This window comes from Mycobacterium liflandii (genome assembly GCF_022354805.1).
GTDB lineage: Bacteria > Actinomycetota > Actinomycetes > Mycobacteriales > Mycobacteriaceae > Mycobacterium > Mycobacterium marinum.
The window spans coordinates 4977525-4996746 of the sequence record NZ_CP023138.1; the positions used below are offsets into that span (position 1 = coordinate 4977525).

The window sequence follows — 19222 nt, forward strand, 5'->3', positions numbered from 1 at the left end:
TGCCATGATGCGCCCGAGAGCCACCGTCGCCGCGGCCACGCCGACCACCGATCTCGCGGCCGGCAGGGCGCTGATCACCCCGAGGCGGCGCAACTTCATCTTCGTGGCGCTCGTGTTGGGAATACTGCTCTCGTCCCTGGATCAGACCATCGTCGCCATCGCGTTGCCAACCATCGTTGCCGACCTGGGAGAGGCGGGGCGCCAATCGTGGGTGGTCACCAGCTACCTGCTGGCCTCTACGATCGCCACCGCGCTGGTCGGCAAGCTCGGCGGTATGTTCGGACGCAAGAGGGTATTTCAAGTCGCCGTGCTGCTCTTTGTGGCGGGGTCGGTGTCGTGTGGGCTGACGCAGTCGATGACCATGCTGGTCGCATCCCGTGCCTTACAGGGCGTCGGCGGAGGCGCCATCACCGTCACCGCTATCGCCCTGATCGGTGAGGTGGTGCCACTTCGAGATCGGGGTCGGTATCAGGGGATCCTCGGCGCGGTAATCGGTATCGCGACGATCGGCGGCCCGTTGCTCGGGAGCTACTTCACCGACTGCCTGAGCTGGCGGTGGGCATTCTGGATCAACCTCCCGGTTTCGGCGGTGGTGATCTGCGTAGCGACGGCGGCGATCCCGGCGCTGGCGGCGACAACCCGACCCGTAATCGACTATGCCGGAATCATGTTCATTGGCTTGAGCCTCGCCGCCTTGACCCTGGCTACCAGTTTGGGCGGGTCGGTCTACGCGTGGGGATCGGCGCCCATCATTGGTCTGTTCACGGCTGCCGGCGTGACTCTAGCCGTGTTCGTCTGGGTGGAAACCACCGCCGCGCAGCCCATTCTGCCAATTCGCCTGTTCGCCGCGCCGGTATTCAGCGTGAGCTGCGTGCTGGGGTTCGTCGTGGGGTTCGCGATGCTGGGCGCACTGATCTTCGTGCCAACATTCATACAGTACGTCAACGGCGTTTCGGCAACCGCCTCGGGACTGCGCATCCTGCCGATGGTGATCGGCATGTTGATCACGTCCATCGGTAGCGGCAGCATGGTGGGGCGCACCGGCCGCTACAAGATCTTTCCAGTCCTGGGCACGGCGCTGATGACACTCGCGTTTCTTTTGATGTCTCGCATGGACGAATCGACCTCTGCGGCAGTGCAGTCGGTCTACCTGCTGATCCTAGGGTCCGCCATCGGGATGTCCTCGCAGGTGCTGGTAATCATCGTGCAGAACACGTCGGAGTTCGAAGACCTGGGCGTTGCGACCTCTGGCGTTAGCCTGTTCCGAACCATCGGCGGCTCGTTCGGGGCCGCCATCTTCGGTTCCTTGTTCGTCAACTTCCTCAACTCGCGGCTGGCTTCGGCGCTGACGGCCACCGGCGCGGCCACCGAGGTGGCTAGTTCCCCCGAAGCGCTGCACCGACAATCCCCTGCCGTGGCGGCGCCGATCGTGCACGCCTACGCCGGATCACTAGCCCAGGTATTCCTTTGCGCGGCACCGGTCGCCGCCATTGGTTTCGTCTTGGCCTTATTCATGCGCGAAGTCCCGTTGCGCGATATCCACAACAGGGACCACGACGCACGCGTGCCGCCCGGCGATGGGTCGGGTCAGCAGAACAAGCTCGAGGGCGACTTGGACACCGGCGAATCCGTAGGCGCGCCGGGCAAGGAGCCGGATTTCGGTGTTGATCCCGCCATGGGGCCGGTTCGATAGTCCCGGCCCACCGTCACCTGCATGCCTTGGTGGCGCTTGTCGATACTACTGCGCGGCACACCAACTCATCGGCCGAGGATGTAGCCATTTTGTCGCGATCCCAGGCCCTGGGTTCAATCCCCTAGCGCATGCGTGCCGTGCAGAAGGCGGGCAGCCCAGCCGGCGCCAGAACACCACCAGGTTATCGTCACGATGTACTGCCTGAGGCATTTCTTCTCGCGGTCCGGGGGGCCGATGTGAAACCCGTCCGGGTGCGGGGCAATGTGCAACCCGAAGCCGCTGTGCTGACGTAGGTACCCCGCGCTCATCGCGTTGGGGTAGCCGGGCCGACAGACAATCTCACCGACCATGCCGGTAGGCAGTCCGGTGCCGTCGTCGTCGACGATCCGGACGTCGAAGTTCGGATTCGGCCGTGCCGCACGCCGGTCGCGCACCGCCGGGACCGTGAAGCGATCGACTCCGAGATCAGACGGACCGAAGGGCCCGCTCAGCTGCCGATCAGGCTTTCGACGCGGCCGAATCGGGCAGGCCGTCGGCGGTGTATCCGAAATCGGCGGGCGAGGTTTGCGCCCCCGGGTAGAAGCGGTGCGCCCAGCGACGAAGGGCGGCATAGTCGCGCGCCTCTTCGGGAGCCAGGTTCGGCTTCTCCAGGTATTTCATGTTCTCCCAGGTGAAGAAGTCTTGTTTGATGACTTCCTGCTGCAGCGCCAGGAACCTTGCGGCGCGACCGGTCGGTACGTCGCCGGCGTCGCCGGGTTCGCGGATGGAAGCCTGGGTGTAGAAGTAGTCGGTGTAGTCCTCGTCGACCGGTGTCTGTCCGGTGACTTGAACGGTGGCCACCAATCCGCTTGGAAAGCGCACAATGCCGAGGCCCAGTGAATAGTTGTCGTAGACGATCTTCGCATCAACCGGGCCATTCGGGGTCAGCCATGTCTTGGTCCGTCCGCCGCCGAAGTTCGCATTGACTGTCGCGTGCAGGTGATAGCCGGAGACCTCGAACGAGGCCGTGTTGGCGGGACTGGCCGCCTTGTGCACGTATTGAACATGGTAGGGGTCCGCGGCGTTCTCGATGATCATCTGCGGATGCACCTTGACCCGGTTGAGCATCCGGGTATGTGGGTGCAACGGGTAGTACTCATTTGTTTCCAGCTCGGGCAGCACTGGCGGCTGCCAGTAGGGCGGCCGGCCGTGGCGCTCCTGCCAGACCAGGATAAAGCCGTACCACTGGATGCTCGGGTAGCTGCGGATTCGTACGTTCTTCTTGCAGCCGATCTTGCTGTAGGGAATCAGCGCGTTGGTGCCGTCACCGCGCCACTGCCACCCGCGCCATGGGCAGACGATGTGTTCACCCTCGACGGTGCCGCCGACGCCCAGGTTCGCGCCTAGGTGCTGACAGTAGGCGTCCAGCGCATGCACCCGTCCCGACGCGGTGCGGAACAACACCAGCTCTTCACCAAAATAGTGCACTCGCTTGACTTCGCCGGCACCCAGCTCGGATGAGAACGCCACGATGAACCACCCCGTCGGGAACCGGTACGGCGACAGCGCGATGCCGGAGGGACCGAATTCTTGTTCGGAGAGTTCTTCGGCCGAGTTTGAGGCCGAGTTCGAGGTGGAAGGCGCCACAAGGCCTCCGTTTCCCAGGCGGCCAAGCGGCAACCGAGCCGCGCTCATGCTTCGTGGTCCGACGACCATGCCTATTTTTACTATTTTAGGCACCACACGTCAACGCGGGAGCGGACCGGGCAAGGCCGCTGTCCGAACAGGGTAGGCCCCGGCGCCGCGCGGCGCGGCGGAGTCATTCACTCTCGCGCGTCCGGCTCTCGGTTCTCTACCACTGTGCAGCAATCCGTTTCGGAATCGGCTCAGCGCCACCTTGCCGGCCTACAGCCCCCGATGGCGCCCCTTCTTTGGCAACCGCCCAAGAGGCACCGCAGTTGCAGACGTTGGTACCGTCAGCGCTTTTCGACTCCCGCTGAGCGGCAGCGACATGTGTCTGATGTGGCCGAGTTTGAAGGTACGGGCGGCAAAGTCTGCACCTGCCCTACGGGGGCGCGAGGGCGATGAGATCAATCCATGCGGGGTTTCGCGTATCGAGTGCCGCCAAGCCCCCCAGGGTGCGGAGTCATCCAACTCTGCGCTTCACCCAGCTCGGAGCACCTTCAATGACTGCGATGCGGCCGCTCCGGGCGCACGGTAGTTCGGACGTCAGTCGATGAGCCGCAGTGCGGCTTTCGGGCATTGGTCGACGGCAGCGTGCACATCGATCTGACGATCCGCAGGCACCGGGCCATCGGCGATCTGCACCACGTCAGCATCTCCGAGCGCAAAGATGCCCGGGGCGAGCGATTCACAGAATCCATTCGCCTCACACAAGGTCTCGTCAACGATCACTCGCATCGGCTACTCCTTTGCCATCAGACGCCCTTGGGACGGGTCCCGATTACCTCACCGGCCCTGAGTCGCTCCAGTTCGTGCTCGTTCAGCCCGCACCGATCCCGCAGGATCTCCTTGGTGTGCTGGCCCAATGTTGGCGGCGGGCGCCGTAACCATTCGCTCTGGCCGGCCAGCCGGGCGAACGGCGGCGTGGGATAGAGCATCGGGCCGGTGCGTGGGTGGAGCAGCCCCTCGAAGAACCCGCGGCCGCGCAGTTGCGGGTTTTCGGTCACCGACGAAGGCGACACGACGGGCGCGGCTGGAATACCGGCTGCGGCCATTAATTCCACTGTCGAGTCCCGCGGCTGGATGGCAAACCATTCCCGCAACATGCCGTCGACTTCGTCGGCACGATCTCGCCGCCCGGCCGCGGTAGATAAGCCCGCATCGCACCACGGCGGATCATCCATCAGGTCAACCAGTGCCCGCCATTGCCGGTCGTCGCACACGCTGACCGCGATCCAATGATCGTCGTCACCGGCACAGCGATAAATGTTCTGCAACGCCCCGCCTAGGCCACGATTACCCCTTCGGCCCAGGGTAGTCCCGAACATCTCGAACTCGATGGGCTGAACTGCGGTGGTGTTCAGTACCGCTTCGACCATCGGCAGTTCGACCTGTTGACCCAACCCGGTTCGGTCGGCAAAGCTCAGCGCGGCAAGCACTGCAAAAGCGGCATGGACACCGGCCAGCGGGTCGCAGGCTCCCCGCGGCGTTACCGGTGGCGCGTCGGACAATCCGGTCAACCAGGTCAGGCCCCCGATCTGTTCCATGGTGGGAGCGAACCCGACCCGTTCGCGCCACGGGCCGTCCAGTCCGAACGCCGGCATCCTGGCGACAACAAGTTTGGGATTGGCCTGCAGCAGCACGTCGGCGCTGAGACCAAAGTGGTCCATTACCCGCGGCGAGAAGTTCTCGATAACCAGATCGGCATCGGCGATCAACCTCAGGAACAGACCGCGACCTTCAACCGAGCCCAAATCCAGTGTTACCGAACGCTTGTTGGTGTTCATTGCATGGAACACCCAGCCGTATTCCCACCAGTCATCCACGTCGGTGCGCATGCCCCCCGAATAGCGAATGCCATCCGGACGCTGAATCGACTCGATCTTGACGACGTCGGCTCCGAACGCCGGCCAGCAGGTGGGTGGCGGCGCGGCCGGCCCAGAAAGCGGTGAGATCGATGACGCGAACCCCCTCCAGCGGCAGGCCTTGGTCTACCGGCTTGGGCTTGGATTCGGCCGCGGACCAGCGGGGCTCGTCGTCGACGTCCGCACCGGGCGCAGCGGTGCGTCCAACCGGCGCCGGGGCGCAGCGCGACATCAACCACGGCGGGCGAGGCTGGTGAAAGCCCGCGGGATTTTCCACGAAGACCCCACGCGCGGTGATGTGGTCCATGTTGCGGATGGTGGCACCGTTGCCCAACGCCGCGATGGGTAGCCGGAAGAGCTGTCCCAGTTCGACGATCTCCTCGACGGTTCGTTCGGCCATCCAGGGACCGATCGATTCTCGGATCAGGTCCCGGTATTCCCATCGGCCGATCTGGAAGCGCAACTGCGGAATATCTTCCAGTTCGGGGCATTCCACCATCGCGCAGAAGTCGAGCCACTGCTGACCGGTGACCATGGTAATGCCGACGTAACCGTCTTTGACGGGCACGATGGAGGGGACCTCGAGGGTGCGTCGAACCGACGGAACCTGCAGCAGCTGCGAATGCAGCCATTCGCTGCTCTGCATCAGCGCCATCGCCTCGAGCATCGACAAGTCAAGGTGCTCCCCCGGACCGCCACGTTCGACACGGCGACTTATAGCCAGCGCACCGAATGCGGCGAACGCGCCGCCCATGTACTCGCCCAGGTCTCCGCCGATCGAGATGGGCGGTCCAGCCGGATCACCGCGAAAGCCAGGCGAGCCCGCCCACGCCTGCAGGGTGAACTCGCTAGCGGCACGCTCAGCGAACGGACCGGCCCAGCCGAAGTCGGAGATCGTGACGATGATGGCCTGCGGCGAGTCAGCAAGCAATTGCACCGGATCGATGCCCAGCCCCCCGGCCTGCGAGCGCCCGGCGGTGACGATCAGAACATCTGCTGCGGCCAGCTCGGCGCGGTAGCGCTGCGAATCCGGCGCCAGGGTCAGGCTCTGCTTGCCGGCGTTGAGATAGCAGTACAACGGTGCGGCTGGCGCACCTTCTGGCACCGGAGCACAGCTCGCCGAGTAGGTCCTTAGCGGATCACCTTGTGGCGGTTCAATTTTGCGCACATGGGCGCCCGCATCAACCAACAGCTTGCCACAATAGCTACCGGCCATGCGGTCACTGATCTCGAGTACGTGCAACTTGTCCAGCGGGGTTGGTCGGCCCTCAGACCCATGACTCACGCTGCCGAGCATAGTTCTATCTATGCCATCACTGCTAAGATAGCTAAGCAAATCGAGTTCGCGGAGCCAGCGGCCGTGCGCTCCCCCTGTTGCCTAGCGCGAGGACCGGATGACCGCCTTGGGTATTGGCCCTGACCCCCGACGCAGACTGTCAGCACCGAGAATTGCCGAAATAGTAGCCGACGAGTTGCGCCGGCAGATCATCGACGGCGAGCTTGCCGACGGCGACCTGCTGCCACGCCAGGAAGTGCTGGTCGAACAGTTCAACGTCAGTCTGGTTTCCCTGCGAGAAGCGCTGCGGATCTTGGAAACCGAGGGATTGGTTTCGGTTCGGCGGGGCAATCGTGGCGGTGCGGTCGTGCACGCACCGGCCAAGACCAGCGCCGCTTACATGCTTGGGCTGCTCCTGCAGAGCGAGTCCGTGGCCGTGAGCGACCTCGGCGCGGCGTTGCAGGAACTCGAACCTGCCTGTGCCGCACTGGCGGCGCAGCGGCCCGACCGGGCCGACACGCTGGTGCCCGAACTCAAACGGGTCAACGAAGCCATGTCTGAGCACCTCGACGACGGCGCGATGTTCACCGAGATCGGCCGGCAGTTCCACGACCTCATCGTGCGCGGCTGCGGCAACCACACCATCATCGCGGTGGTCGGCAGCCTGGAGACGCTGTGGACCAGTCACGAACAGCAATGGGCGGACGAGAGCGCGGCCCGCGGCACCTACCCGTCACTGGCCAAACGCCGCGCGGTACTCAATACGCACATCAAGCTCACCGAGACGATCGCCGAAGGCGACGTGGACCGAGCCCGACGCATCGCCGGCCGGCACCTGGCCGACACCCAGACCTACGTCCTGTCGGGTCGCGCCGAACAACGCATCTACGCGCTTTCGCCCCAGGCATTGTCTCGCCCGCGTGATATGCGCCGTCCCTGAAATCCTGACGCCCTGCGAAGCCGCGTTGGCTACCGGTACCGAACCAACTCGTCCACGCTGCGGCAATCACGGCTTCAGGACTGGTGACCAAGCCCGCTCCTATCGCAACTGCGGTTGATGCGCCACGACGAACAGCGCCGACCAACCCCAAAAATGTCTGACCCTGCCTGGCCACCACCCAAACACCATCGGGATGGCCAGGCATTACCAGGAGATCTACAGGAAACCCCCAGGGGCAGGGAAGCCACCCACACTTCTGCCAAACTGCGCGCTGCCGGCACCGACCACCCGCGCCACAACGGCACGATCGAGTGGTTGCGAAGCACATCAAGATCTGCCCAGATAGGACAACATCGGCCTCTTTGATTCCCGTGCCGCGGAGTGCATCTCGGAATCCGTCGCGGTGTCGCGGACACTCGAGGCTGGATTTGCCCCGCGACCATGATCGGCTTGCCATGACCGAGCCGGTCGGAGCGGGGAGCACGCGCCCCAGCTGACAATGCCTCGCGCGCGAAGCCGAGAAAAGTTTTCGATGGGTTCACTTTTTGTCCTACATGTCGCATCATTGACGAAAACGACAATTAATAGAAACAATTAACAACCATAGAAACAGTGTTAGCAGTTCATAGTTCTTCCGTGAGTTGACCGGCTCCCCCCTCCCAGTCGCTCGGAGCGCAGCCATGACCGAACTAGTTGCCGCCGCCGCAGTACCCCCGCCGTCAGGCTGCCCCCGGAGTTCCGAATGCCGAAGGCGCTGCAGGCCATTACCTACGTTGCACTACGCCGTTGGCTGCTGTTGCGATTGGCGCGCCGCTACGGAAAAGTCTTCTCGGTCAACTTGCCGCTCTATGGCCATATCGTGGTCGTCGGTGACTCCCTACTCGCTAAGCAAGTCCTAGCCACCAGCCCGGAGGAGCTGGGCAACATCGAGCCCAATCTCGGCCGGCTGTTCGGCCCGGGGTCGATTTTCTCCCTGGACGGTGAGGAACATCGGCAGCGCCGGCGTCTACTGATGCCGCTGTTCCATGGCAACCTCATGAAGTCGTACGAGTCCATCATCGAAGACGAGACGCTTCGTGAAGTCGCCAATTGGCCCGAGGGCCAGTCGTTTCCCGCCATGCCCGCGATGGCTCAAATCACACTAGGTGGCATCTTGCGCGCCCTCTTCGGGCCCGAATGCGCCGAACTCGATGAACTACGGCGACTCGTTCCGCCATGGGTCACTCTCGGCTTGCGGATCGCATTGCTGCCCAGGCCTAGACGAGACTACGGCCGCTACAGTCCGTGGGCAAGGCTGGCGGAAATGCGCCACCAGTGCGAGATCGTCATCGAGAAACTGATTGAAGCGGCTCGGACCGGGCCCAATCTAGCCGAACGAACCGACGTGCTCGCGCTGATGCTGCGCAGCTGCTACGACGATGGTTCGGCCATGTCGCACAACGATATTGTCGATGAACTGTTGACAATGATGGCCGCAGGGCATGAAACCACTGCAGCTACGCTCACCTGGGCGTTCGAGCGGTTGGGCCGGCACCCCGATGTGCTGGCGGCCCTGGTTGAGGAGGCCGACCGGGGCGGTCGCGCCCTCCGGCAGGCGACGATCCTGGAAGTCCAGCGGACCAGGCCGGCGATCGATCGAGTAGTTCGACGCGCCTGCTCGCCCTATTACCGGCTCGGTCAATGGGTTCTGCCCCAAGGGTATTCGGTCCACCTTCATATCGAACAAGTTCAATCCGATCCCGAGGTCTTTCCCGACCCGGAGCGCTTCGATCCGCATCGCCACATGGGGGGCAAGCCATCGTCGCTCGGATGGATCCCATTCGGTGGCGGGACTCGCCGCTGCATCGGGGCTGCCTTAGCCAATCTGGAGATCGACGTGGTGCTACGCACGGTATTGCAACACTTCACCATCGAACCCAATGCGGCACCTGACGAGCGCTGGCACAACCGCGGGATTGCATTTACGCCGAAGGACGGTGGGCAGATTGTCGTACACCGACGCCACTAGACCGCAGGCGACATCCGCTTGCTCTCAACAAGTTCCGAACCCTGCGGATCACCCCTAGACAGCTGCGGCCAAGAGAGGCGATTACTGCGATGGTTCAGTTATCCAACGCCGTGCGGCGCGCCAGATCAACAACATCGGCCCTCCTCGGAAGCCCGGCAGACTCGCAGAAACCCTGGTATGCCCTCTGGGCATTGATGGTCGGCTGGTTCATGATCGGCTTCGACATCACCGTCGTCATGGTCGCCAACCCGAGCATCAAGGTTAGCCTCGACGCCGATTACAGCAAAGTGATCTGGGTAACCAGCGCATACTTGCTGGCGAGCACGGTGCCGCTACTAACGACCGGCCGGCTCGGTGATCGGTTCGGCCCCAGGGCTCCGGCGTTGTTGATTAGCAGGCTTGTGAGCTGGGGAATTGTGGATTGAGGAGGTCTAGGCGGCGGTTAGCGGTCAAAGCGGTGATCCGGCAGGCTTCGGCGATGTTGTCGGCGCCGTTGAGGCGGTGCAGATTGATCGCGGTGTTGCGTAGCGTTGCTAGGACCTGTGCGCCGTTTCCGGTATGTGCCCTTTGACGGTCTTCGTCGAAGGTGACGTCGCGTATCCAGTGCAGGCTGTTCTCGATTCCCCAGTGTTGACGCATCCAGGTCATGATCGCGGTAGGGCGGGCGTGCTCGAACGGCAGGCTGCAGATGGCATAGACCACCTCCACGCTGCGCTGGTCGGTGGCGGTGATCAAACGTTCACGAGTGATCCGGATGATTTGTTTTGCGTAGGGGAAGCCGATTCCTCGTACAGCGGTGATGATTTGCAAGGTGCGGGTCTCGACACGGCCGTGGCCGCGGGAGTCGTCGGTAGCGGCTGCGGGCACCTCGGCCCAGGGCAGCGCGGTGATACGCGCAAGTATTTTGGCTTGGTTGGACTTGACGATCATCAGGTAGTGCGACTTCAAGGTGGCGCAGATCAACTTCGCGGTGACGACCTGGGTATGCATCGCATCCACGGTGACCAGCCACCACAAGCTACCCGGCAGCAGCGTGAGCAGGGCACGTACGCAGGGAATTTCATTGCTTTTCTCGGCGACAGCGAGTTGACCGAGCACCAATCGGGCACGGTGGGCGAACACCGACACGAGATGCGTGGCTGTCGCTTTGGCGCGTAAAGCACCACGCAGCATCTTGCCGTCCAACGCGATCGGCACCAATCCACTGGGGTCGCTGCTGGCCACGTGTGCAGTGAAGTAACTGCCCATCCTGGCGTTGAGGTCGGCGGGGTCTAGCCGAGACAAAACAGCGCGGAAGGTCTTCTCACTGGGCCGCCGGAACCGGACCCCTAATTAGGCCAACACATCATCGGGAGCGGTGGCCGCCCATGTAGCAAAACCAGCATAGCCGCGCATCCCCGCGGCAGTGGCCAGAACCGCGATCGCCAACAAAGCCATCAGCGAATACCTCCGACCGCGTGGGTCCCTCGGGTCTGGCACCGAGACCAACACATCGAGAAACTCCGATCCGATGAGCTCGCTGCGCTCACCAGGACTCCAGCGGTCGAACACCTCTGGAACCGACGACACAGGCAATACTGAAACGGTAGGCACGGGCAACTCCAGACCAACGACGAACAGTAACCAACTCGATCGTTCTCCAGATAGCCCGTGCCTACACTCCGGCCCCAATAGCGCGGCACCAAAGATCATCAACCCAGCTCACAAGCCTGCTAATCAACAACGCCGGAGCCCTGGGTTCGGCCCGAAGAAAATGTACTTGATCGGCCTCACGATATTCACCGTAGGCTCGTTGTGGTGCAGCTTGTCGCAAGGCGTGACAATGCTCATCGGCGCGCGAGTCGCGCAGGGCCTCGGTGCCTCGCTGCTGGCCCCACAGCTACTGCTGACGATTACTCAGATACTCCCGCCACAGCGCCGGGGTATGGCGTTGGGCATCTCGAGTGCCATCGGTGGCCTCGCCCTTCTCGTGGGCCCGTTCGCCGGCGGTGCGCTGGTCAGCGGGCTAAGTTGGCAATGGATCTTTCTCATCAATGTCCCCATCGGAATTTGTGGGCTGATACTCGCGGCGTGGTTCATCCCGGCGGTGCCCACCCAGGCTCGCCAGTTCGACCTGCTCGGCCTCGGGTTGTCCGGAATCGGCATGTTCTTAGTCGTTTTCGCCCTCCAGCAGGGGCAATCCGCAAGTTGGGCACTCTGGATCTGGATCATGCTGCTTTCGGGCGTTGTGCTCATGGCGCTATTCGTTTATTGACAAGCAATCAGCTCTGGTGAGCCATTGATTCCGCTACGAATCTTCGGCAATAGGGAGTTTGCCTGGTCCAGTCTCGGGATCGTCGTTTACGGCCTCTTGATCATGGCGCTGGGACTGCCGACAATCTTTTATGCGCAGATGGTCTGTGGACTATCCCCGATGGGAACGGCACTGCTGTGTTCACCCATGCCAATCGCGGCGTTTCTGGTTACGCCCATAGTTGGCAAGATCGTGGATAGATCAAATCAGCGGCCGGTGCTCGGGTGCGCCTTCGCCACGGTGGCAGTAGCGTTGGCGTGGCTGTCGTTCGAGATGGTCCCCGATACCTCGATATCGCATTTGATAATGCCGACGATCGTGCTGGGCCTCGGGCTCGCGTTCATCAGGCCAGCACTGACCGCTACCGCTACCCGCAAACTGGCGCCCCAGCTGGCCGGCGCCGGCTCGGGTGTGTACAACACAGCGGGAAGCCTCGGCCAGCTGCTGGGTAGTGCCTCGATGGCCGCATTCATCGCATCGCGGACCGCGGCCGAGATGCCGACCCCTTCCGATAGCGCGCAGCTATCCGCGCTCCGGGAAGCCGAGAAGACCGGTGTGCAACTGGTCGAGTCTTTGCGGGAGCCCTTCGCGGCCGTGATGTCGCAGTCAATGCTCCTGCTGGCGTTGATCGCGCTGATCGGCATGGCCACCGCATTCTTCATTGCCGACTGAACCCCGATTCACCGGTATCGATCAACGCCCCGGCCTCGACGTCCAGTTCGGCGCGCGCTGTGGATGGTTCCCCCTGCCGCCTGTCGGTGCCCTCAACAAAGCCCACCGGCCCCGGGTCACGGTCAACGGGGATCCGCAAACTCCTTGATGACAGATTCGCCGAACTCGGCCAACGTATCCGCAGCCGCGAAGTCGGCGAACCAAACGTAGAACCGTTGGACTCCCTGCGCGGCCAGGCCGGCAAAGTGTTCGATCATTTCTCCGGCGCCGCCGCAGACCAACCCCGTCCCAAGGTGAGCGAATCTGCGGGTGCTCGCTTCACGCACGCTGGCCGAATCTTCACCGCTACGGACAAAGCCCACCATCTGTTGAACCGATATTCGGGCTGACCCAACCGACGAGGCCAACCGTGGCAATCGGTCGAGCTGGTTCGCCTGAAGATTCCACCAATCAGCTTACTGTGCAACGAGTCTCATCATTCGGGGCCCGCTACCGCCCAACAGCAGCGGAATCGGGTACCAAGGCCGGGGGCGTTGAGCTTCATCGGTGTCCCCCCAGTACCGCATGATCAGCCGAAGATCTCGTTCGAGCTGTCGCACCCGGTCCACCGGATTCTGCTGTCCAACCTCGAATCTGGTGAATTCAACCGGCCAGGATCCGGCACCCAGGCCCAGCTCCAAGCGGCCGCCCGACGCGGCCGATAGGGTGACGGCTTGCTTGGCGAGCACGGCCGGGTGTCGGAACGCGTCGCAGAGCACCAGGTGCCCGACCCGCAATCGCGACGTCTTGGCCGCCACCCAAGTGGCGATACTCATTGCTTCCCAGATGCTTTCATCGCGCTGCCCGGGAGCTTCGAGATGATCGATGAACGCCACCCCGTCAAACCCGGCATCTTCCGCGCACATCGCCCGCTGCACGAACTCCGACACCGCCAACCGCAGCTGCGGCAGGAACAAGAACCACTCGATCATGCATCCACCCGTGTGTGTCCTGGACCGTTCGCTCGATTGCGTCCGATCGCCTAGTTTACTAGTTTTATTATGTTAGGGGTGTTATGGATGTGGATCTGACCTCGGAGCAGCTGGAGCTGCGCCACAACGCTCGCGACATCCTGCGCGCCGCGTGCCCACCGGACGCCGCCCGGCAGGCGATGACCGATCCGCAATGCTGGCGTGCACCGTGGAAGACCTTGGTAGACCTCGGCTGGACCTCACTCGCGGCATCGGATTGCCGGGATGATTTCGGCTCGGTCGAACGGGCGCTGGTCCTTGAAGAATGTGGTCGCGCCATCGCCCCATCCCGTTGTTGAGCAGCATAGGTATGGCCGCGGGCGTGTTGCGCGGTTGCGGCCCTGCCGCAAAGGACGTCCTCAGCGAGATCGCCGCGGGTGTCGTCGCCACTCTGGCCGTGCAGTCCCCCGGCCATCGGTTGGCTCGCCCACCCATGGTGCTGCAGCACGGACGGCTGCGCGGGCATGCGGTCGCGGTCCCCAATCTGGCGCGCGCCGCGCTGATCGTCACACTCGCCACCACCGCCGACGGGCCGGTGGCCGCCGTGCTACGCCGCGGCGATGGCGTCACGACCAGGACAATGCAGTCATCCGACCCGGCCCAGCCCCTTGCCGACCTCGAGGTCGATGCCATCCCGGCGCTCATTGCGCCCGTTGCATCGATCGAATCCGTGGTCACCGCACCGCTACTGGCCGTTTCCGCCGACCTGGTAGGCGTGGCAGACGCCGTCCTGCAACATGCCGTCGAGCATGCGAAGTCGCGACATCAATTCGGAGTGCCGATCGGCGGGTTCCAGGGGATCAAGCACGCGCTGGCCGACAACTACGTCAGCGTGGAGCGCGCCCGCAGTCTTACCTACGCGGCAGCCTCGCATCCCGCGCCGGACTGGACCGCTGCCGCACTGGCCAAGGCCGCGGCGGCCGACGCGGCGGTTCGCTGCGCGACTACCGCGGTCCAGGTGTACGGCGCCATCGCTCAAACCTGGGAACACCACATCCACCTCTACGTCCGGCATGCGTGGCAGGGGGCCGCACAGTTGGGCGACAGTCGGGCGCTCTACCACGAGGTGGGACGCCGCTTTGCCGGAGGCCCGCAATGACGCCGGCTCCAGCGGTGCCAGTCGCCGAAGAATTCGCGAGCTGGCTCGCCGACTTCCTGCCAAGGGACTACTACCAGCGATACCCCCGGTGCCGCTGGGACATTGCCCTGCGGCGGGACTATCAACGTGCCGCCTTCGAGGCGGGGTGGATCCAACCCACCTGGCCCCGCCGCCACGGCGGGCGTTCGCTGGGCTTGGCCGAAGCCATGGAGATCCGGATCGAAGCCGCGTTGCGATCGGCGCCCAAGCTGCCCAACATCGCCGGACCAAACGTCGTTGCGCCGGGTCTTCGTCAGTTCGGTACACCCAGCCAGATCGATCGCCTGATGGTGCCGCTGCTGCGCGGCGACCAATGGTGGGCATTGGGCATGTCCGAACCGGAAGCCGGGTCGGACTTCGCCGGTCTGCGCACCCGCGCCGAACTCGACGGCGCGCTGTTTCGGGTCAACGGCCACAAGATCTGGACCACCCAAGCTCACGAATCGCGTTGGTGCACGCTGTATGCGCGTACCGACCCGGATGCGCCGAAACACCGCGGCATCTCCTGCCTGATTCTTGACCTGCAGTCACCCGGGGTCCGTGTCGAACCCATTCGAATGGCATCGGTCTCCGATGAGATCTTCTGCGAGGTGTTCCTCGACGATGTCGAAGTGCCGTTCGACAACCTGCTGGGCCCTCTGCACGGTGGCTGGGATGTCGCATTGTCCTCACTGCACCATGAACGTCAGATGATCTGGATCATGAACTGGGTCGAAATCAAGCGCGGGCTGCAGGTGGCACGTAACACCCAGGACGACGACGTCTACAGCGAGCTGGGCTCGCTACTGGCCGACGCCGAAGCACTGCGTGCCACCGGATACCGCGCTCTGGACAACGAGCTCGCCGGGCGCCCCAGCCCGGAGGCCGACATCGTGAAACTGTTGGTTCGGTTACGCTGCAGCGGGTTTGGGACCTTGCCGCCGTGGCCGCGAGGCTATCCTGGGCCGGCGACGCTGATCTGCTCCTCGAACGCCAGGACGCGCTGGCCGCCACCATCTACGGCGGAACATCTGAGATCCAGCGCAACATCATCGCCGAGCGACTACTCGGGCTGCCGAAGGGATGACCGATGGACTACGACCTCGGCGATGACGCCCGCCAACTGCGAGACCGACTGCGTAGGCTGATATCCGAGCACATCCCCGACGACTTCCTCGGTGCGTGCACCACCGATCCGCAAGATCTCGCGACCACCGAATCATTCTGCAAACTGTTGGCCGCCGAGGATCTGCTGGCACTGGCGTGGCCGGAGGAGCACGGTGGTGGTGGCGGTTCGATCTGGCAGCAGACCGTCTTGCGCGAAGAGATGTGGGCCCGCCATGAACCGCGCGGTCCGCAGTACATGGGAATCAACTGGGTCGGCCCGGCGATCATGCGCTACGGAACCCCGGCGCAGAAGACACAGCACCTGTCCGCAATCGCGGCCGGCGAGGTGGTGTGGTGCCAAGGATTCTCCGAGCCTGAGGCGGGAACCGATCTTGCGTCGCTGCGCACCCGTGCGGTACCCGAAGCTCCTGACGGCCCGGGGTGGCGTATCACTGGCCAGAAGGTCTGGACGTCATATGCGCAGATGGCGTCCTGGTGTGTGCTGGCGGCCTGCACTCATCCGGACGCGCCCAAACCCAAGCGCCTCACCCTGTTTCTGCTTCCCATGGACCGGCCGGGTTTCACGGTCCGGCCGATCCCCTCGATGCTGGGACCGCATCACCTCAACGAGATGTTCCTGGACGAGGTGCCGGCGTCGCCCAGCGACGTGTTGGGTGAGCCCGGTGACGGATGGCGAGTGATGCGCGAAGCGCTGGCATTTGAACGTGTCGGGATCGCCCGTTACGCCCGGTGCGAATCATTGCTGGATCGGATGCGCACCGAGCTCGGCGACGACTGGGCGCGATTACCCGAGTCGATTCGGGTCCGCTGGGTGCGGGCACTAGCGGACCTGCGCGTCGCGCGCCTGCTGGCCTACCGCGCGGTCGCGCTGCGCGACGATCCCACCGCGGGTGCCGCGGCAAGCGCCGCCCGCATCGTCACCACCACCTGCGATCAACAGGTCGCCGAGTTGCTGTTGGACGTGCTCGGACCGGCCGCGTTGGACAGCGGCGCCACGGCCCCATTGCACGGGGCGATCGAGGACCATTGGCGTTACGCACAGGCAGCCACCGTCGCATCCGGCACCATTGAGGTGCAACGAATGCTCGTTGCACGTGATGTCTTGGGAGAACACCGGTGAATACCGAACTGCCGCAAGATGTTATCGACTTTGCCCGCGTCGCGGCCAAGCGCCTGGCGCGGGTGGGTGGGCCACCAGCGGCGCTAAGAGCCGAGACCGACGACGGCATCCGCCGCGCGGCCCGTGCCGCCCTCGACGACCTTGGCGCATTTGAACTGGACGTCCGATCCGGGCCCGATGACCTGCTGGCCGCCGCCGTGCTCTGCCGGGCTGCCGGCACCGTAGCGCTCCCCTACCCGCTCGTCGAGGAGTTGCTGTCCATCGACGGGGCCCGGCTGGCCTTGGTGAACCCAGATCTACCGCGCATTGACCACGGCGATCTGCCCGGCTCCTGGATCGCCGCCGATCTCGATGGAGCCCGTTATCGGCCACAGCCGGCGGCACGCACGGCCGCCAAGTTGGGCCCGTTCCTGGTGCCAGCCACGCTGGGTGCCCCAGAGGGAACCGTCGCGGCCAGTGACATCGATCTTCATCTCGTCCTGGGATCGTGGCGCATCCTGGGAGCGGTGCAACAATCACTGGACATCGTCACCGCCCACGTACGGACCAGGATCCAATTCGGCAAGGCGCTGGCGGACTTCCAGACAGTGCGGTTTTGTGTCGCGGATGCGGCCGTCGCGGTGCGCGGACTCGCTGAACTGGCCAAGTACACCATCAGCCGCACGGAATCGTATGCGGCGCGGGTTCGTTCAGCCGATGCGCTCTTGCTACGGCTCAAGGCCGCCGATACCGCGCGCCAGGTGCTGCGCATCTCACACCAACTGCTCGGCGCCCTGGGATTCTGCGACGAGTCCGACATCAGCGTGCTGGATCGGCATACCCAACCACTCATCCGGCTACCTCTGTGCGCCGAAGCGCTGGCCATCCGGCTGATACCTGACGCGGCGGACGGCTCTCTGGAAACTCTCTTCAGCGCACCGGTATCGGCATGAGCACCCAACCGATGGGGCCCGGCACCACGACGAACCCGTTGGCGGACGGGGTGCCCTTCGGAACCAGGCTCGAGGAGCTTGCCGAACAACGTCGCGACGAGACTGCGGTGACCATCGTCGCACCCGAGGGCAGCACGCAATCGATGACCTTCGGTGAACTCGACCGCCTTGCCAACCAGTGGGGACGGACTCTGGCCGCCCATGGCGCCCAGACGGGCTCCCTGGTGGCCTTGGCGATTCCGAACTCGCAGCATCTGGTGCTGGCCACATTGGGGTGCTGGAAAATCGGCGCGATTCCCATTCCCATGCACTGGGATCTGCCCGAATGGGAGCGCGACCGGGTACGCGCGGTAATCGATCCCGCCGTGATCGTCGACGAACACAACCGTTGGCGGCTACAGGCCCACGCGGCTGGTGAATCCCGGGATCCGCTGCCCACGGCTGTTTCGCCCACCGCCAACGGCATCTGCAGCAGCGGATCCACCGGAGTACCCAAGGTGATTCTCAATCTCGCTCCGTCACTGTGGACCCCCGAACACGGCGAACCGTTCCTGTCGGCCTGGACCCCGGTAGCCCAGCCGCAGACCATCATGGTGCCGGCACCGATGTATCACACCAACGGTTTCGCCACCTTCCTGATGCTGCTGGGGGGCGACCATCTGGTGGTGCTCGAAAAGTTCGATGCGGCATTGGTGGTGGATGTGATCGAACGCTTTCGGGTCACCAACTTCACCGCGACTCCCACCATGCTGGCGCGCATTGCCGCGATCCCGGGTATCCGGCAGCGGGACTTGTCCAGCATCGTCTTTATCCTGCAAGGCGCCGCCGTGATGCCACCGTCGTTGTTGCACACCTGGTTCGAACTACTCGGCCCGGAGAAGATCGTGACCGCCTACGGAATGACCGAGAACCTCGGGCTCACCGCGCTACGCGGCGACGAATGGGTTTCCCATCCGGGCAGCGTCGGTCGCGGCTTCCGGGAAACCGAGATCCAGATCCTGGATTCCCAGCAGCAGCCGGTGGGCCCCGGCGAGCACGGTGACGTCTATCTGCGCGCGCCGATGAGCGCGGGATACCGCTATCTCGGTGGAGCACCGCCGCTGCCGTCGACCGGCGAAGGCTATCGCTGTGCGGGCGACATCGGATATCTGGACGAGGATGGCTACCTCTACATCGTCGACCGCCGCGTCGACATGATCATCACTGGCGGAGCGAATGTTTTTCCGGCAGAAGTCGAGTCGGCACTGGCCGGGCATCCAGGCATCGCCGACGTCGTGGTGATAGGCATCGCCGACGCACGCTGGGGACGTCGGGTACACGCGGTGGTACAAGTCGCGGCACCGCTGACCGAGCAGCAGGTGATCGAGTATGCCAAGAATCGACTCGCACCGTACAAGGTGCCCAAGACGGTCGAATTCGTCGACCAGATCCCGCGCACGGCAGCCACCAAAGTGAATCGATCGGCGATGATCGCCGCCCGCGGCGGCTGACCGCAACGGCGGATCG

11 protein-coding genes and 6 pseudogenes are annotated in these 19222 nt (G+C 63.9%); 11 read left to right on the forward strand and 6 right to left on the reverse strand.

Going from position 1 to position 19222, the window contains the following annotated elements; all coding sequences use genetic code 11:
* Nucleotides 1–4 precede the first annotated feature (4 nt).
* Entirely contained in the window at nt 5–1693 is a 1689-nt protein-coding gene (locus CKW46_RS22045; protein WP_482052402.1) for an MDR family MFS transporter, read from the forward strand.
* Nucleotides 1694–1806: 113 nt separating this feature from the next.
* Here the strand turns inward: CKW46_RS22045 and CKW46_RS22050 are convergent, their stop codons facing one another.
* The 4 genes and pseudogenes from CKW46_RS22050 to CKW46_RS22065 form a co-directional block, all read right to left on the reverse strand.
* Complete coding sequence (locus CKW46_RS22050) at nt 1807–2127, reverse strand: hypothetical protein (RefSeq protein WP_036426428.1); 321 nt, start codon at nt 2125–2127, stop codon at nt 1807–1809.
* A 64-nt stretch (nt 2128–2191) separates the two neighbouring features.
* The gene (locus CKW46_RS22055) at nt 2192–3367 is read right to left on the reverse strand and encodes an aromatic ring-hydroxylating oxygenase subunit alpha (protein ID WP_482052403.1); all 1176 of its coding nucleotides are present in this window, start codon (nt 3365–3367) and stop codon (nt 2192–2194) included.
* Between the two features lie 534 nt (nt 3368–3901).
* Nucleotides 3902–4093: a ferredoxin gene (locus CKW46_RS22060; RefSeq protein WP_117438190.1), complete on the reverse strand. Its 192-nt coding sequence runs from the start codon at nt 4091–4093 to the stop codon at nt 3902–3904.
* Between the two features lie 17 nt (nt 4094–4110).
* A pseudogene (locus CKW46_RS22065) lies at nt 4111–6517 on the reverse strand (CaiB/BaiF CoA-transferase family protein).
* 97 nt (nt 6518–6614) lie between these two features.
* Between CKW46_RS22065 and CKW46_RS22070 the strand changes: the two are divergent.
* From CKW46_RS22070 to CKW46_RS22080, 3 genes and pseudogenes are all read left to right on the forward strand, one after another.
* Nucleotides 6615–7436, forward strand: coding sequence for a FadR/GntR family transcriptional regulator (locus CKW46_RS22070; RefSeq protein WP_020726071.1), 822 nt, complete (start codon nt 6615–6617; stop codon nt 7434–7436).
* A 742-nt stretch (nt 7437–8178) separates the two neighbouring features.
* Complete coding sequence (locus CKW46_RS22075) at nt 8179–9444, forward strand: cytochrome P450 (protein WP_015356624.1); 1266 nt, start codon at nt 8179–8181, stop codon at nt 9442–9444.
* Nucleotides 9445–9533: 89 nt separating this feature from the next.
* Nucleotides 9534–9818 (forward strand): annotated as a pseudogene (locus CKW46_RS22080) (MFS transporter); the annotation flags it as partial.
* Nucleotides 9819–9834: 16 nt separating this feature from the next.
* On the opposite strand, the pseudogene CKW46_RS22085 reads toward CKW46_RS22080, so the two are convergent.
* A pseudogene (locus CKW46_RS22085) lies at nt 9835–11037 on the reverse strand (ISAs1-like element IS2404/ISMul1 family transposase).
* 160 nt (nt 11038–11197) lie between these two features.
* Here CKW46_RS22085 and CKW46_RS22090 point away from each other — a divergent pair.
* A complete protein-coding gene (locus tag CKW46_RS22090; RefSeq protein ID WP_252872408.1) occupies nt 11198–11698 on the forward strand; it encodes an MFS transporter in 501 nt (166 codons plus the stop codon).
* A gap of 24 nt (nt 11699–11722) precedes the next feature.
* Nucleotides 11723–12409: an MFS transporter gene (locus CKW46_RS22095; protein ID WP_193376235.1), complete on the forward strand. Its 687-nt coding sequence runs from the start codon at nt 11723–11725 to the stop codon at nt 12407–12409.
* 122 nt (nt 12410–12531) lie between these two features.
* Here CKW46_RS22095 and CKW46_RS22100 read toward each other — a convergent pair.
* Nucleotides 12532–13380: pseudogene (locus CKW46_RS22100) on the reverse strand (LLM class flavin-dependent oxidoreductase).
* Between the two features lie 83 nt (nt 13381–13463).
* Between CKW46_RS22100 and CKW46_RS22105 the strand changes: the two are divergent.
* The 5 genes and pseudogenes from CKW46_RS22105 to CKW46_RS22125 all read left to right on the forward strand — a co-directional run bounded on the left by CKW46_RS22105 (nt 13464) and on the right by CKW46_RS22125 (nt 19206).
* A pseudogene (locus CKW46_RS22105) lies at nt 13464–14518 on the forward strand (acyl-CoA dehydrogenase family protein).
* Nucleotides 14515–15623 (forward strand): annotated as a pseudogene (locus CKW46_RS22110) (acyl-CoA dehydrogenase family protein). Before CKW46_RS22105 ends, CKW46_RS22110 begins: the two co-directional pseudogenes overlap by 4 nt.
* 3 nt (nt 15624–15626) lie before the next feature.
* Complete coding sequence (locus CKW46_RS22115) at nt 15627–16784, forward strand: acyl-CoA dehydrogenase family protein (RefSeq protein ID WP_117436195.1); 1158 nt, start codon at nt 15627–15629, stop codon at nt 16782–16784.
* Nucleotides 16781–17716, forward strand: a complete 936-nt coding sequence (locus tag CKW46_RS22120) for an acyl-CoA dehydrogenase family protein (protein WP_020786633.1) — start codon at nt 16781–16783, stop codon at nt 17714–17716. Before CKW46_RS22115 ends, CKW46_RS22120 begins: the two co-directional genes overlap by 4 nt.
* The gene (locus CKW46_RS22125; RefSeq protein ID WP_117436194.1) at nt 17713–19206 is read left to right on the forward strand and encodes a class I adenylate-forming enzyme family protein; all 1494 of its coding nucleotides are present in this window, start codon (nt 17713–17715) and stop codon (nt 19204–19206) included. Before CKW46_RS22120 ends, CKW46_RS22125 begins: the two co-directional genes overlap by 4 nt.
* Nucleotides 19207–19222: the final 16 nt, after the last annotated feature.

Excerpts from the sequence above, each read along its gene's own strand:
- CKW46_RS22075 (WP_015356624.1), top strand. The coding sequence starts at position 8,179 with ATGCCGAAGGCGCTGCAGGCCATTACCTACGTTGCACTACGCCGTTGG.
- CKW46_RS22070 (WP_020726071.1), top strand. The coding sequence starts at position 6,615 with ATGACCGCCTTGGGTATTGGCCCTGACCCCCGACGCAGACTGTCAGCA.
- CKW46_RS22090 (WP_252872408.1), top strand. The coding sequence starts at position 11,198 with ATGTACTTGATCGGCCTCACGATATTCACCGTAGGCTCGTTGTGGTGC.
- CKW46_RS22055 (WP_482052403.1), bottom strand. The coding sequence starts at position 3,367 with ATGAGCGCGGCTCGGTTGCCGCTTGGCCGCCTGGGAAACGGAGGCCTT.
- CKW46_RS22125 (WP_117436194.1), top strand. The coding sequence starts at position 17,713 with ATGAGCACCCAACCGATGGGGCCCGGCACCACGACGAACCCGTTGGCG.
- CKW46_RS22115 (WP_117436195.1), top strand. The coding sequence starts at position 15,627 with ATGGACTACGACCTCGGCGATGACGCCCGCCAACTGCGAGACCGACTG.
- CKW46_RS22060 (WP_117438190.1), bottom strand. The coding sequence starts at position 4,093 with ATGCGAGTGATCGTTGACGAGACCTTGTGTGAGGCGAATGGATTCTGT.
- CKW46_RS22045 (WP_482052402.1), top strand. The coding sequence starts at position 5 with ATGATGCGCCCGAGAGCCACCGTCGCCGCGGCCACGCCGACCACCGAT.